Origin of the sequence: Marinobacter xiaoshiensis (assembly GCF_031631795.1) — a bacterium.
GTDB lineage: Bacteria > Pseudomonadota > Gammaproteobacteria > Pseudomonadales > Oleiphilaceae > Marinobacter > Marinobacter xiaoshiensis.
This window is the reverse complement of the sequence record NZ_JAVMBO010000015.1, coordinates 22,581-36,569: the sequence shown is the minus strand read 5'-3', so window position 1 is coordinate 36,569 and position 13,989 is coordinate 22,581. Positions and strand designations below refer to the sequence as shown.

At 55.3% G+C, this 13,989-nt stretch carries 14 protein-coding genes; 12 read left to right on the top strand and 2 right to left on the bottom strand.

The window, feature by feature from the left end:
- Positions 1-3: 3 nt before the first annotated feature.
- Complete coding sequence (locus RKA07_RS10830) at positions 4-987, top strand: glutathione S-transferase family protein (RefSeq protein ID WP_310966325.1); 984 nt, start codon at positions 4-6, stop codon at positions 985-987.
- Positions 988-994: 7 nt separating this feature from the next.
- Here RKA07_RS10830 and ispB read toward each other — a convergent pair whose 3' ends face one another.
- Positions 995-1,963, bottom strand: coding sequence for an octaprenyl diphosphate synthase (gene ispB, locus RKA07_RS10825; RefSeq protein ID WP_310966324.1), 969 nt, complete (start codon positions 1,961-1,963; stop codon positions 995-997).
- Between the two features lie 250 nt (positions 1,964-2,213).
- Between ispB and rplU the strand changes: the two genes are divergently transcribed.
- The 4 genes from rplU (at position 2,214) to proB (ending at position 5,290) form a co-directional block, all read left to right on the top strand.
- Positions 2,214-2,525, top strand: a complete 312-nt coding sequence (rplU, locus tag RKA07_RS10820; protein WP_071265462.1) for a 50S ribosomal protein L21 — start codon at positions 2,214-2,216, stop codon at positions 2,523-2,525.
- Between the two features lie 35 nt (positions 2,526-2,560).
- Entirely contained in the window at positions 2,561-2,824 is a 264-nt protein-coding gene (gene rpmA, locus RKA07_RS10815; protein WP_200204819.1) for a 50S ribosomal protein L27, read from the top strand.
- An 89-nt stretch (positions 2,825-2,913) separates the two neighbouring features.
- Complete coding sequence (cgtA, locus tag RKA07_RS10810) at positions 2,914-4,107, top strand: Obg family GTPase CgtA (protein ID WP_310966323.1); 1,194 nt, start codon at positions 2,914-2,916, stop codon at positions 4,105-4,107.
- 58 nt (positions 4,108-4,165) lie between these two features.
- Positions 4,166-5,290, top strand: coding sequence for a glutamate 5-kinase (gene proB, locus RKA07_RS10805; protein ID WP_200204817.1), 1,125 nt, complete (start codon positions 4,166-4,168; stop codon positions 5,288-5,290).
- 83 nt (positions 5,291-5,373) lie between these two features.
- Here the strand turns inward: proB and rpsT are convergent, their stop codons facing one another.
- Positions 5,374-5,643: a 30S ribosomal protein S20 gene (gene rpsT / locus RKA07_RS10800; RefSeq protein ID WP_200204816.1), complete on the bottom strand. Its 270-nt coding sequence runs from the start codon at positions 5,641-5,643 to the stop codon at positions 5,374-5,376.
- Between the two features lie 310 nt (positions 5,644-5,953).
- Between rpsT and murJ the strand changes: the two genes are divergently transcribed.
- The 7 genes from murJ to RKA07_RS17975 all read left to right on the top strand — a co-directional run bounded on the left by murJ (position 5,954) and on the right by RKA07_RS17975 (position 13,986).
- Positions 5,954-7,534 carry a murein biosynthesis integral membrane protein MurJ gene (murJ, locus tag RKA07_RS10795; protein ID WP_310966369.1) on the top strand — a complete coding sequence of 527 codons (1,581 nt, stop codon included), beginning with the start codon at positions 5,954-5,956 and terminating at the stop codon, positions 7,532-7,534.
- Between the two features lie 83 nt (positions 7,535-7,617).
- Complete coding sequence (gene ribF, locus RKA07_RS10790; protein ID WP_310966322.1) at positions 7,618-8,595, top strand: bifunctional riboflavin kinase/FAD synthetase; 978 nt, start codon at positions 7,618-7,620, stop codon at positions 8,593-8,595.
- A 49-nt stretch (positions 8,596-8,644) separates the two neighbouring features.
- Complete coding sequence (gene ileS, locus RKA07_RS10785) at positions 8,645-11,464, top strand: isoleucine--tRNA ligase (protein WP_200204814.1); 2,820 nt, start codon at positions 8,645-8,647, stop codon at positions 11,462-11,464.
- Entirely contained in the window at positions 11,464-11,988 is a 525-nt protein-coding gene (lspA, locus tag RKA07_RS10780) for a signal peptidase II (protein ID WP_200204813.1), read from the top strand. Before ileS ends, lspA begins: the two co-directional genes overlap by 1 nt.
- Before the next feature lie 5 nt (positions 11,989-11,993).
- Positions 11,994-12,446 carry an FKBP-type peptidyl-prolyl cis-trans isomerase gene (gene fkpB, locus RKA07_RS10775; protein ID WP_200204812.1) on the top strand — a complete coding sequence of 151 codons (453 nt, stop codon included), beginning with the start codon at positions 11,994-11,996 and terminating at the stop codon, positions 12,444-12,446.
- A gap of 2 nt (positions 12,447-12,448) precedes the next feature.
- Positions 12,449-13,399 carry a 4-hydroxy-3-methylbut-2-enyl diphosphate reductase gene (ispH, locus tag RKA07_RS10770; protein ID WP_310966321.1) on the top strand — a complete coding sequence of 317 codons (951 nt, stop codon included), beginning with the start codon at positions 12,449-12,451 and terminating at the stop codon, positions 13,397-13,399.
- A 101-nt stretch (positions 13,400-13,500) separates the two neighbouring features.
- Positions 13,501-13,986 carry a GspH/FimT family pseudopilin gene (locus RKA07_RS17975; protein ID WP_353962142.1) on the top strand — a complete coding sequence of 162 codons (486 nt, stop codon included), beginning with the start codon at positions 13,501-13,503 and terminating at the stop codon, positions 13,984-13,986.
- The last annotated feature ends 3 nt before the right edge of the window (positions 13,987-13,989 follow it).

Genomic DNA, 13,989 nt, shown 5'->3' with positions numbered 1-13,989 from the left:
ATTATGGGTCTTCTTGTTGACGGAAAATGGCAGGACAAGTGGTACGACACCAGTAAAACCGGTGGAAAATTCGAGCGCGAAGCAGCGCGGTTCCGGAACTGGGTAACGGCAGATGGTTCGCCGGGGCCTGACGGTGAAGGTGGTTTCAAAGCCGAGTCCGGGCGCTATCATTTGTATGTGTCTTTGGCTTGCCCCTGGGCCCATCGCACGCTGATTTTCCGGAAGCTGAAAGGTCTTGAAAAGCACATTTCCGTGTCAGTTGTGCACCCGGATATGGTCGAGAACGGCTGGGAATTCCGACCTGGCGATAGTGCGCACAAGGATGATCTGCATGATTTCCGCTTTATGCATCAGGTGTATACCAAAGCAGCGCCGGATTATTCGGGACGGGTCACGGTTCCTGCGTTGTGGGATAAGCACCAGAACACCATCGCCAGCAACGAGTCGGCGGAGATTATCCGTATGTTCAACTCGGTGTTTGACGGGCTGGAAGGTGTGAACGCTGATCTGGACTTTTATCCGGAAGCGCTGCGGGCAGACATTGATACGGTGAACGAGCGGATTTACAACACGGTTAATAATGGTGTGTACAAGGCAGGGTTTGCAACGGCTCAGGATGAGTATGAAAAAGCTTATGCCGAGCTGTTCGAGTCTCTGGTCTGGCTGGAAGCGAAGCTGTCGAAGCAGCGGTATCTGACGGGGAATACGATAACAGAAGCGGACTGGCGCCTGTTCACAACCCTGGTTCGGTTTGATGCGGTCTATTACAGCCACTTCAAGTGTAATCGTCAGCGCATCAGCGATTTTCCGGCGCTTTCAGGTTATCTGAGGGAGTTGTACCAGGTGCAAGGTGTGGCCGGTACCGTGGATATTCGCCAGATCAAGCAGCACTACTATGTGAGCCAACGCACTATCAATCCCACGCAGGTTGTGCCGGTGGGGCCGCAGCTGGATTTCACGGCACCCCACGGTCGCGACGGTCTATAAGTGCCCTTTAACTGACTCGCGCCACAGCAACCTGAGCCAATAACTCCAGGGCGGCTTTGTGGGGTGAGTCAGGAAGAACAACCAGGGTGTCAGAAGCTTTTGTGGCTTCGGCCCTGGCTCTCTCCATGGTGTACTCCAGTGCGCCGGATCTTTCTACCAGTTCGAGAACCTTTGGCAAATCATCCAGCCCACCTTTGCGGATGGCCTGGCGTATGAGCTGGCGGTCTGCTTCGCTGCTGTTCGCCATTGCGTGAATCAGTGGCAGGGTGGTTTTACCTTCCGCCAGGTCATCGCCCACATTTTTGCCCATGGTTTCGGCGTCACCGCGATAATCCAGAACATCGTCCACTAGCTGGAAGGCCAGCCCCAGGTGTTTGCCGTAGTGTTTCAGCGCCTGCTCCTGAGCCTCGCCCGCATTGGCGAGTATGGCGCCGGAGTGTGATGCTGCTTCGAACAGCATGGCGGTTTTGTTGTGAATCACAGTCATGTACTGATCTTCGGTGAGATCCGGGTTTTTCACGTTCATCAGCTGCATGACTTCGCCTTGGGCGATCACGGCTGTGGCGTGCGACAGAATCTCCATAATAGGCAGGCTCTTCAGCTCGACCATCATCTCGAATGCGCGGGCGTAGAGGAAATCACCTACTAATACACTGGGGGCGTTTCCCCAGTTGGCATTTGCTGTGCTGCGGCCCCGGCGCATATCCGATGTATCCACAACATCGTCGTGCAGCAGGGTGGCGGTGTGCAGGAATTCAATCACCACAGCCAGCTTCAAGTGTTCGTCTTTACTGTAACCAGCAGCTCGGCTGGAAAGTAAAACCAGTAAGGGTCTCAACCGCTTACCGCCGCTTTCAATGATGTGCTGGGCTATTTTTTCTACCAGGGGGACATCGGAGGAAAGCCGCTGGATGATCAGGTCATTAACGCGGCTGAAGTCGTCTGCCACGGTGTCGTAAATGCGCTGGGCTGTCATGCGGCTTGTGGATCCCTTGCTGATGTCGTGGTTAGATAGCTGTCTAGTGTACTGTTAATACAGGCAGGTTGCGGCAATGCTAGGTATTGCGGCGGTTAGTGTCAACTTGGCTTGTATTGCTGGCTGCCTTTTCGTACAATCACGCGCCCAACTCATCCCAACCTGCGCTCCCTGCTATAGGGTTGCCGAAGCGCTTCCCTTAGAACCAGGTGGATAAGAGCAGGGATGGGTCAATCGCGGAGTAAAGTTAATGTACGCAGTTATTGTTAGCGGTGGTAAACAGCACCGTGTTAAAGAAGGCGAAACGCTGAAGCTGGAAAAGCTGGAAGTGGAAACAGGCGGCAACATCGAGTTTGACCGCGTTCTGCTGATCGCTGATGGCGACAACTTCAAAGTTGGCGCGCCGGTAGTTGATGGTGCCAAAGTGACTGCGGAAGTGGTTAGCCACGGTCGTCACGACAAGATTAACATCATCAAATTCCGTCGTCGTAAGCACTCAATGAAGCGTCAGGGCCACCGTCAGTGGTTCACTGAAGTCAAGATCACGGGTATCCAGGGCTAAGGTCTGGAAAACACCCCTTAATCAGGAGGCTTGTCATGGCTCACAAAAAAGCAGCAGGTAGTACCCGTAACGGTCGCGATTCCGAGTCGAAACGACTTGGTGTCAAGCGCTACGGCGGCGAATCAGTATCTGCAGGCAGCATTATCGTTCGTCAGCGCGGAACCCGTTTCCACGCCGGCACCAATGTTGGCCTGGGCAAAGACCACACGCTGTTTGCGAAAGCAGACGGCCAGGTTGTGTTCGAAGTGAAAGGTCCACAGAACCGCAAGTTCGTAAGTATCGTTCCAGCTGCTGCCTAAGCAGCGGCGATCCGGTTCTGTTGAGCCCCGCGTCTTCCTTGAGGCTGCGGGGCTTTTTAGTTTATGCGCCATGCGCAAAGGGTTGATTCATGAAATTCGTAGACGAAGCCACAATCATCGTTGAAGCCGGTAACGGCGGGAATGGCTGCCTCAGTTTCCGGCGTGAAAAGTACGTTCCCAAGGGCGGCCCTGATGGGGGCGATGGCGGGGATGGTGGCTCCGTGTATCTTGAGGCGAGCGATTCGCTTAACACGCTGGTTGATTATCAGTTTCAGCGCAAGCACAAAGCGCCAGGCGGTGAGCAGGGTTCGGGGCGTAATTGCACCGGAACCAAGGGTGAGGATCTCATACTGCCTGTACCTGTTGGCACCACAGTGGTTGATGTGGATACCCACGAGGTGCTTGGCGACCTGACTCGCGTAGGTCAGCGCTTGAAGGTGGCTCAGGGTGGTTTTCATGGCCTCGGCAACACTCGGTTCAAGTCATCCATAAACCGTGCGCCCCGCCAAACCTCAAAAGGTTCTGAAGGCGAGCTCAGGAACCTGCGGCTGGAGCTGAAAGTTTTGGCCGATGTGGGTCTTCTAGGGTTGCCCAATGCGGGTAAGTCGACGTTTATACGGTCGGTATCTGCTGCAACGCCCAAGGTGGCAGATTATCCGTTTACCACCCTGGTGCCGAATCTGGGCGTAGTGAGTGTGCAGGCGCATCAGAGTTTTGTTATTGCCGATATCCCCGGTTTGATTGAGGGTGCTGCTGAAGGCGCGGGCCTCGGCGTGCGCTTTTTGAGACACCTGGTGCGCACTCGATTGTTGTTGCACTTGGTGGATGTGGCGCCTTACGACGGTTCATCGCCGGCACATGCGGTAAACGTGATTGCCCACGAACTTGAGAAGTTCAGTGAAACCCTGGCGAGCCGGGATCGCTGGCTGGTGTTGAACAAGGTCGATATGGTGCCGGAAGAAGATCGGGAGGCTCATTGTCAGGCGATCGTTGATGAGCTTGGCTGGCAGGGGCCGGTGTTCCGTATTTCAGCGTTAAGTGGTGAGGGTACCAAGCCGCTGACTCAGGCAGTTATGCGCTGGATTGAAGAGCGTGCTGAGGAAGAGGCAGAGAATCCTGAGGTTGCTGAGCAGGAAGCTGCAAGGCGCCGGAGGATGGATGAAGAGGCCCGGGCCGGCGTAGAGGAAGAGCGGCGTGCGCGTCGCGCGGCCCGCGAGGCGGCCGATGATGATGACTTTGACGATGATGATTACGACGTTGAAGTGGTGTATGTGAAGGATTAGATTTCGGCTTTTTGATGTCTGAGTTATCCCGTTTGACCGAGAGAGACAAGCCAGTATCATGACGCAACGCACCCAGCTGCAGCAGGCTCGCCGCCTGGTGGTTAAAATTGGAAGTGCCCTTCTGACCAATGACGGCCAGGGCCTGGATGTGGAGGCATTAGGTCTTTGGGTAGACCAGATGGCAGCATTGGTCCGCGAGGGCGTTGAGTTGGTCGTGGTTTCTTCCGGGTCAGTGGCGGAGGGGATGAGTCGGTTGGGCTGGAAAAAACGCCCGGAACAGCTGCATGAACTGCAGGCGGCTGCGGCTGTTGGCCAGATGGGATTGGTGCAAACCTGGGAGGCACAGTTCAAGCGCCACGGTATTCACACCGCCCAGATCCTGTTGACCCATGATGACCTCTCCGATCGCAAGCGCTATTTGAATGGCCGCAGCACACTCAGGGCTTTGCTGGATTTTGGCGTTGTGCCCATTGTAAATGAAAACGATACGGTGGTTACCGACGAAATTCGTTTTGGTGATAACGACACTCTGGGTGCGTTGGTTACGAATGTGGTTGAGGCCGACGGCCTGATTATCCTCACCGATCAGCTGGGGTTGTTCGACAAAGACCCCCGCAAGAACCCGGATGCCGTTATGGTAACCGAGCGGTTTGCCGGAGATCGCGCCCTGGATGCTATGGCAGGCGGCGGTGCTGGTGAGCTTGGCCGCGGAGGAATGTTGACCAAGTTGCGCGCTGCGCGCCTGGCGGCACGCTCCGGAGCTTTCACAGTGATTGTCGGTGGTCGTATTGAATCCGTGCTTACCCGCCTGCGGCAAGGTGATGTATACGGCACCTTGTTGCTCCCGGAACAGGGCCGTATTGCGGCACGCAAGCAGTGGCTGGCAAGCCATCTGCAAACTCGAGGAAAGCTAACGCTGGATGATGGGGCAGTAAAGGTGCTTCGCCAAGGTGGTCGCAGTTTGTTGCCGGTTGGAGTGAAAGGCGTTGTTGGACGGTTCCGGCGTGGCGAGATGGTGTCTTGTGTCGGAGAGGATGGCGCTGAAGTTGCGCGTGGCTTGGTGAATTACGATGCGGATGAGGCCGTGGCGATAGCGGGCCGTTCCAGTAATAGCATCTCTGATATTCTGGGGTATATCTCAGAAGAGGAGATGATTCATCGGGATAACATGATCATTATCTGAAGCTATAGAATCTGAATCAAAAAAACCGGCTCATGGGCCGGTTTTTTTGATTCACAGTAAGAGCGTTCAAGCGTTAGACGCTATCAGGCGCTCTTCAGGGCCTTGATCTTGGAGACCATGCGGCTCTTCTGGCGGGCAACTTTGTTCTTGGTAAAGATGCCTTTGTTGATCATGCTATCCATGATCGGTTGGGCGGCCTGGAAAGCAGCCTGAGCTTCTTCATAGTTGCCAGCTTCGATCTTGGCCTGAACTTTTTTCATGTAAGTGCGGGTCATGGAACGCAGGCTGGCATTGTGCTTGCGGTTCTTCTCGTTCTGACGTGCGCGCTTTTTGGCTTGCGGGGAATTTGCCACCGTAAAACTCCTGAAAGTACTTAAATTCGTTACTGAATGATTCGTACGGGAAACTCTGGGCAAAATACCATCCAGAGGGACCCTGAAATCGCGGGCGCGCCCATAACCAGCGCGTCGAAATAAATGACGCGGAACTATGCCGCTCAAACCCGGAAATGTCAATACCAAACCCCGTCAGGGTGACAGATAGTCCCCCGGTATAAAAGGCCTGTGCTAAACTCGCGGCTCGCCGGATAAGGGTATGGCGGGGAAGCAGGTAATTCCCGAGACACCCGACCGAAAACAATGCATAACCCGGATACGAACCCGCATGTCGTCGCAACCCTCAATCCCGCCTGAAAACAAGCCGCCGGTTAAAACGCCCGGGCTGCTGCGCTCGTCTGGTCTGGTCGGCGTTATGACCATGCTTTCCAGGGTTCTGGGGCTGGTTCGGGATATGGTCATTGCGCGCTATTTTGGTGCGGGCGCGGGGGCTGATGCTTTTTTTGTAGCCTTCAAAATCCCTAACTTTCTGCGCCGGCTTTTCGCCGAGGGTGCGTTTTCTCAGGCGTTTGTGCCGGTGTTGTCATCCTATCGCGAGAATCAGTCGGCCTCGGATGTAAAACGATTGGTGGATGCGGTTGCGGGCTCGCTGGGGTTGGTTCTGCTGGGTATCACGCTGGTGGCCATGCTGGGCGCGCCGCTTCTGACTGCGGTATTTGCCCCGGGGTTTCTTGGTGATGACGTAAAGTTCGCGCTGACCAGCGACATGCTGCGCATCACCTTTCCTTATTTGCTGATGATTTCCCTGACGGCATTTGCTGGCGGCATTCTCAACAGCTACGATCGTTTCGCAGTGCCTGCCTTTACGCCAGTGCTGCTAAATCTCGCGATGATTGGTGCCGCTGTTTACCTTACTCCCTTGATGAGCGAGCCAGTTATGGCTTTGGCCTGGGGGGTGTTCATCGCCGGTGCCTTGCAACTGTTTTTCCAGCTACCGTTCCTTATGCGCCTAGGGCTTTTGCCTCGGCCTCGGGTTGATTACAGGCATGAAGGCGTCAGCCGGATTCTCAAACTTATGGTGCCGGCGTTGTTTGGTGTATCGGTCAGCCAGATCAACCTGTTGCTCGACACGGTTCTGGCGTCTTTTCTGCAAACCGGGAGTGTGTCCTGGCTGTATTATTCAGACCGGCTTTCCGAGTTGCCTTTGGGTGTATTTGGTATTGCCATCGCTACGGTTATTTTGCCGAGCTTATCCCGCAAACACGCCGCTGCCTCGACTGACCAGTTCTCCGCCACTCTGGACTGGGCCGTTCGTGCGGTGTTGATTATCGGGGTGCCTGCCGCGCTTGCGCTTGCGTTGCTGGCAGAGCCTCTCATTGCAACGTTATTCCACTATGGTGAGGTGACCGACAGGGATGTGGCTATGTCGGCTCAGAGTTTGAGAGCTTATTCCGCAGGACTGCTGGCCTTTATGGTGATAAAGGTGCTTGCTCCGGGCTTTTTTGCGCGTCTGGACACCCGCACGCCGGTGAAGATTGGCATTATTGCCATGGTTGCCAATATGATCTTCAATCTGGCTCTTATTGTTCCTCTGGCCCACGCTGGCCTGGCGCTGGCTACGTCACTTTCGGCCTGGCTTAACGCGATTTTGCTTTGGCAGGGCCTCAAGCGCCAGGGTGTATGGAAAAGCCAGCCAGGCTGGGGCAAATATCTCCTGCAGATAAGCCTGGCTAATGCTGCCATGGTCGCGGTTATCCTTTGGCTGAACTACCCCGTTATGCGCTGGCTGTCGGCAGATGGTATCGAGCGTTCTCTGTATATGGGCGTAATAGTCGTGGCGAGTGCCGGTGCCTACTTCACTGTTCTGGCGCTAACCGGGGTGCGGGTAAGACATTTTCGCCAGAGGTAAGGTATAATCGCGCGTTTTCTCACCAGCGCTTTGCGCATAGATTGAGCGCGGAAAGCCACTTGGCAAATGAAGGTTCGCATTGCATGCGTCTGATCCGGGGCCTGACCAACCTGAAAATGCTTTCAAGGCAAGCGGATTCCCCGCTGGCACAAGGCTGTGTTGCTACAATTGGCAACTTTGATGGTGTTCATCTGGGCCATCAAACCATTATCGACCAGGTAAAAAACAAGGCAAAGGCGTTGAGCCTGCCTTCGGTCGTAATGATATTCGAGCCTCAGCCAAGGGAATTCTTTCAGGGAATGGAAGCGCCTCCCCGGTTAATGGGGTTTCGGCAAAAGTTTGAAGCCCTGCGTGCGGCGGGTATAGATATCGTACTCTGCCTGAGGTTTGATGGAACCTTTCGCAGCTATTCCGGCATGGGTTTCATCGACGATGTGCTTATTGATGGCCTCGCGGTGCGCCACCTTGTTGTCGGCGATGACTTCCGCTTTGGCTGTGATCGGGCCGGGGATTTCGCGCTCCTGGAGAAGGTGGGTAAAGCCGCCGGTTTTTCAGTGGAAAACACCCGCACTGTAACCGTTGCTGGCGAACGTATAAGCAGCACCCGAATCCGTAACCTGCTACTGGAGAACCAGCTGGAAAAAGCCGAGGCTTTGCTGGGACGCCCGTACCATATTCAGGGCAGGGTGGTTTACGGGCGGCAGTTGGGCCGGCAAATTGGTTCGCCCACGGCAAATATCCTGCTCCGCCAGATGCCTGCGTTGCGCGGTGTGTATGTGGTCGGTGTTACGCTTGGAAACGGACAGAAGCAGGACGGCGTTGCCAATATCGGCCTGCGCCCAACAGTGGATGGCAAGCAGCCTGCGCTGGAAGTGCACCTGTTAGACTTTGCTGGCACACTTTACGGCCAACGAATGGATGTTGTTTTCCGCCACGGACTGCGGAATGAAGAGAAGTTTGAGTCCATCGACGCGCTAAAAGCGCAGATAGCCAAAGATTTTGATGCCGCTAGAGCCTGGTTGGCCGAACACCCCGGGAAAAGCATCACCGATCCGAATTGAATACATAAGCAGACCAAACAAACTGACCTGAAGAGTACGCACACAAACCATGAGCGACTATAAGCACACTCTGAATCTGCCGGAAACCGCGTTTCCCATGCGTGGTAACCTGGCCAATCGCGAGCCTGAAATGCTCAAGCGGTGGCAGGATCTGAACGTATACGCCAATCTGCGCAAGCAGCGCGAAGGGCGTGACAAGTTCATCCTTCATGATGGCCCTCCTTACGCCAACGGCAGCATTCATATTGGTCACGCGGTCAACAAGATACTGAAAGACATGATCGTCAAATCCCGCGGTTTCATGGGCTTTGATGCGCCCTATGTGCCGGGTTGGGATTGCCACGGTCTGCCGATTGAGCACAAGGTTGAACAGGAAATCGGCAAAGCCGGTGTGAAGGTCGACCACAAAACCTTCCGCCAGGCCTGCCGCGATTACGCCACCAAGCAGATTGCCGGCCAGAAAGCCGACTTTATCCGCCTTGGCATCATGGGTGAGTGGGATAAGCCCTACCTCACCATGGATCCGAAAGTGGAAGCCGGCATTGTGCGTGCGCTGGGCAAGATCGTCGCCAAGGGGCATGTGGTTCGAGGCTTCAAACCGGTTTACTGGAGTGTGGTGGGTCAGTCCGCGCTGGCAGAAGCGGAAGTGGAGTACCAGGACAAAACCTCAACCCAGATTGATGTGCGCTTTACCGCCGTCGACCAGGCCAAAGCCCTGTCGCTTTTTGCAACGGACAAAGGCGAAGGTGATGTGTCCGTGGTGATCTGGACCACCACACCCTGGACTATTCCGGCTAACCAAGCGGTGTCTCTCAATGCAGATCTGGACTATGCACTGGTGCAGGTTGACGCAGGCAACGGCCCCGAGCGGATGATTCTGGCTTCCGCCATGGTCGAAGGCATCATGGCACGCTGGGAAATCGAAAAATACGAAGTGCTGGGCCACTGCCTCGGTTCGAACCTTGAACACCTGGCTCTACATCACCCGATCTACGACAAACAGGTGCCTGCGATTCTGGGTGACCACGTCTCGATAGAGGCCGGTACCGGAGCCGTGCATACGGCACCTGATCACGGCATGGAAGACTTCGTGGTTGGCAAAGCCTATGGCATCGGCACGCTGAGCATGGTTCAGGCCGACGGTACCTACACCAGTGCGACTGGCGAGTTTGCAGGTATTCATGTTTATAAGGCCGATGAGCCCGTCTGCGACGCACTAGCGCGTGAAGGCAAGCTGGTGCGGAAGGAAAAATTCCGTCACAGCTTCCCCCACTGCTGGCGCACCAAAACACCACTGATCTACCGCGCCACGCCGCAGTGGTTTATCAGCATGGAGAAAGAAAACCTCCGCGCAGATGCGCTGGAAGCCATCAAGGGTGTGCGCTGGGTTCCGGCTTGGGGCCAAAACCGTATTGAGGGTATGTTCCAGCAGTCTCCGGACTGGTGCATTTCACGCCAGCGCACCTGGGGCGTGCCAATCACCCTGTTTATCCATAAGGAAACACAGGAGTTGCACCCGGACACCCAAAACCTGATCGAAAAAGTGGCTCAGGCTATCGAAACCGGCGGCATTGATGCCTGGTATGAGATCGATGCCCGCGATCTGCTGGGTGATGAGGCGGATCACTACGAGAAAGTGACGGACACGCTGGATGTGTGGTTCGATTCCGGTGTGACCCACGACTCCGTCCTGCGCGTGCGCCCGGAGTTGGGCCAGTTCCCGGCCGATATGTATCTGGAAGGTTCGGATCAGCATCGGGGCTGGTTCCAGTCATCATTGAAGACCTCTATCGCCATGAATGGTGTTGCACCCTATAAGCAGGTGCTGACTCACGGTTTCACGGTGGATGGCAAAGGCCTGAAGATGTCCAAGTCAATGGGCAACGTGATCGCGCCTCAGGAAGTTATGAACGAGTTGGGTGCCGACATTCTGCGCTTGTGGGTTTCAGCAACTGACTACAGCGGCGAAATGACGGTGTCCAAGGATATCCTGAGGCAAACAGCCGACGGATATCGCCGTATTCGCAACACTTCGCGCTTCCTGCTGAGCAACCTCACCGGCTTTGATCCCAAACAGCACATGGTTGCGCCGGAGGATATGATTGCTCTGGATCGCTGGATGGTGGATCGTGCCCTGCAACTGCAGAACGAACTGCATGAGGACTACCAGAACTACGCCTTCCTGCGGATCTACCAGAAGGTGTACAGTTTCTGTGAAGCCACACTGGGTGGGTTTTACCTGGATATCATTAAAGATCGTCAGTACACCACTCAGGCAGACAGCCTGGCCCGACGCTCCTGCCAGACGGCGCTGTATCACGTTGCCGAAGCATTGGTGCGCTGGATCGCCCCCATCCTGAGCTTCACTGCCGATGAAATCTGGCAGCACCTGCCAGGTGAGCGCGGCGATACCGTGTTCTACGAAACCTGGTATGAAGGCCTCACAGCGTTACCTGAAGATGCCGAGTTGGGTCGTGACTACTGGCGCCGGATCTTCGGTATCAAGGAAGCCGTAAACAAGTGCATGGAAGAAGCGCGGGCTCGGGGTGAAATCAAAGGCTCTCTGAGCGCTGAGGTGACTCTGTATTGTGAAGGCGATCTGGCTGCTGACCTGGAGTTCCTGGGCGAAGAGCTGCGCTTTGTGCTGATTACCTCTGAAGCCGCCGTAAGGCCGGTGTCGGAAGCCGAGGGTGCTGAGATGACGAGCTACGAAGGCCTGCGCGTAAAGGTAACTCCGGCTTCCCATGCCAAGTGTGAGCGCTGCTGGCACCACCGGGAAGATGTGGGTAGCCATGACGAGCACAAAGACCTGTGTGGTCGCTGCATCACTAACGTGAGTGGAACGGGCGAAACCCGCTCGTTTGCTTGATGGATGCGGCAATGAGCGAGCAGATAACCGGAACCAAGCTCAAGTGGCTCTGGCTAGCAGTGTTGGTGATCGCACTTGATCTCGGCACCAAGGCCATGGCCACGGCCATGCTGACTTATGGCAACCCGGTACCGGTTGTTCCCATGTTCAACCTGACGTTGCTGCACAACACCGGAGCGGCGTTCAGCTTTCTCGCAGGTGCCGCTGGCTGGCAGCGCTGGTTCTTTGTGACTCTGGCGCTGGTTGTCAGTGTGGTGTTGGTAGGTTGGTTGAGAAACCTGCAGCGCCATGAAACCTGGACCGCCATCGCCATCGTTTTGATACTGGGCGGTGCGCTTGGCAACGTGTACGATCGGGTAGTGCACGGCTACGTGGTCGACTTCCTGCATTTCTATTGGCAGGACTGGCACTTTCCCGCATTTAATCTGGCTGACACCGCCATTACCATAGGTGCTGCCATGATGATTCTTGATATGTTTCGCAAGCCCGCTGATTCCGGCACGCCTGCGAACGGGAGTGAATAAAGCCCATGAAAGAACTGCCTGTAGATAAAGGTACCCGCGTAACCCTGCACTTCGCGCTCAAGTTCGAAAGTGGCGAAGTGATTGATACCACCTTCGACAAAGATCCGGCTTCTCTGGAAATCGGAGATGAAAATCTGCCTGAGAACTTTGAAGCCTACCTGATGGGCATGAAAGCCGGCGACAAGGCCAGTTACCAGGTGCCGCCAGAAAAGGCGTTTGGTCAGCGCAATCCGAATAACGTACAAACCTTCAAGCGACACGAGTTCAGCGCCGATATGGTGCTGGAGCCGGGGGTGATGATCTCCTTTGCCGACGCGCGCCAGCAGGAACTGCCTGGTGTTGTCAGCCGTGTGGAGGGCGACGAAGTGGAGGTGGACTTCAATCACCCGCTATCGGGGCGTACACTGACCTTCGATGTGGAAGTAATTGACGTAGAACCGGCAGGGCAGGCGCATTGACTATGCAGATAAGATTGGCAAACCCCCGTGGCTTTTGTGCAGGCGTAGACCGCGCCATCGAGATCGTAAATCGCGCCCTCGATGTGTTCGGTGCGCCTATTTACGTTCGCCATGAGGTGGTACACAACAAGTTTGTGGTCAATAACCTCCGCAACCGCGGTGCCATCTTTGTGGACGAACTGGACGAAGTGCCAGACGACAAACTGGTCATCTTCAGTGCCCACGGCGTATCCCAGGCCGTGCAGAACGAAGCAGCGCGCCGGGGCCTCAAAGTGTTCGACGCAACTTGCCCGCTGGTCACCAAAGTACACATGGAAGTAATGCGCTACAGCCGCGACGGCCGCGAGTGCGTGCTCATCGGCCACCACGGCCACCCGGAAGTGGAAGGCACCATGGGCCAGTACGATCATAGTACCGGCGGTGATATCTACTTGGTAGAGAACGAAGAAGACGTATCGACGTTGGAAGTAAAAGACCCGGCCCACGTTTCCTACGTTACCCAAACCACCCTTTCCATGGACGATACCGCCCGCGTCATCGACGCCCTGCGTGAAAGATTCCCGCTGATCGAAGGCCCGCGCAAAGACGACATCTGCTACGCCACCCAGAACCGCCAGGATGCTGTAAAGCAATTGGCTGGCGACTGCGACCTGATGTTGGTGGTTGGCTCCCCCAACAGCTCGAATTCCAACCGCTTGCGCGAACTGGCGGAACGCATGGGTACACCTGCCTATTTAATCGACGAAGCCTCCCAGATTGATCCGCAATGGCTGGAAGGCAAGAAGTCCGTTGGCGTAACTGCTGGAGCCTCTGCCCCCGAAGTACTCGTAAATGATGTGATTGCCCGCTTACGGGATCTTGGGGGTGATGTGCCAGAGGAGATTGCGGGGAGGGAGGAGAATATTGTTTTTTCTATGCCTAAGGAGTTGCGGATTGATGCGGTGAACGTGTGATGGGTTTCACGAACTGAGCTCCTGGTTACCGCTCGTCCTTTCTAAACCGCCACTTGTCGAGAACGCCTGGCGGTTTTTTTGTGCTTTCGTATTCTATAAACATGAAAAAATATTCAGGGAGTTGGTTCATGCGCAGGTCAACGACGCAGCGTGGGTTTACGATAATAGAGCTTCTCATACTCATGGCGGTACTCGGAGTCGTGGCAGCAATTGCCATACCTAATTTCTCCCGGCTGATACAGAACAACCAGTTAACAACAACCAATAACGACCTCGTGGGAGCATTAAATATGGCTCGCTCTGAGGCTGTGCGAAGAGGTGCTGCGGTTTCTGTTGTACCCAATCCGACGTTTACTGAACGTTACCAGGTCACTGCAGGTGGTGGGGCTGTAATTAGTGATTTTGGTGGGGCATCAGGTGCGTATGCGATCACGCTGACGGGTGCCAACCCACGTTTTAGCGCTACAGGGTTGCTACTGAGTGGGGGGGGGCAATTTGATATCTGCCGTACGTCTGGTGAGGATGGAACCCGGATAACTCTAACGGCGGGCGGTCAAATCAGGTCCGCTCGGATAACTTGTCCATAACGA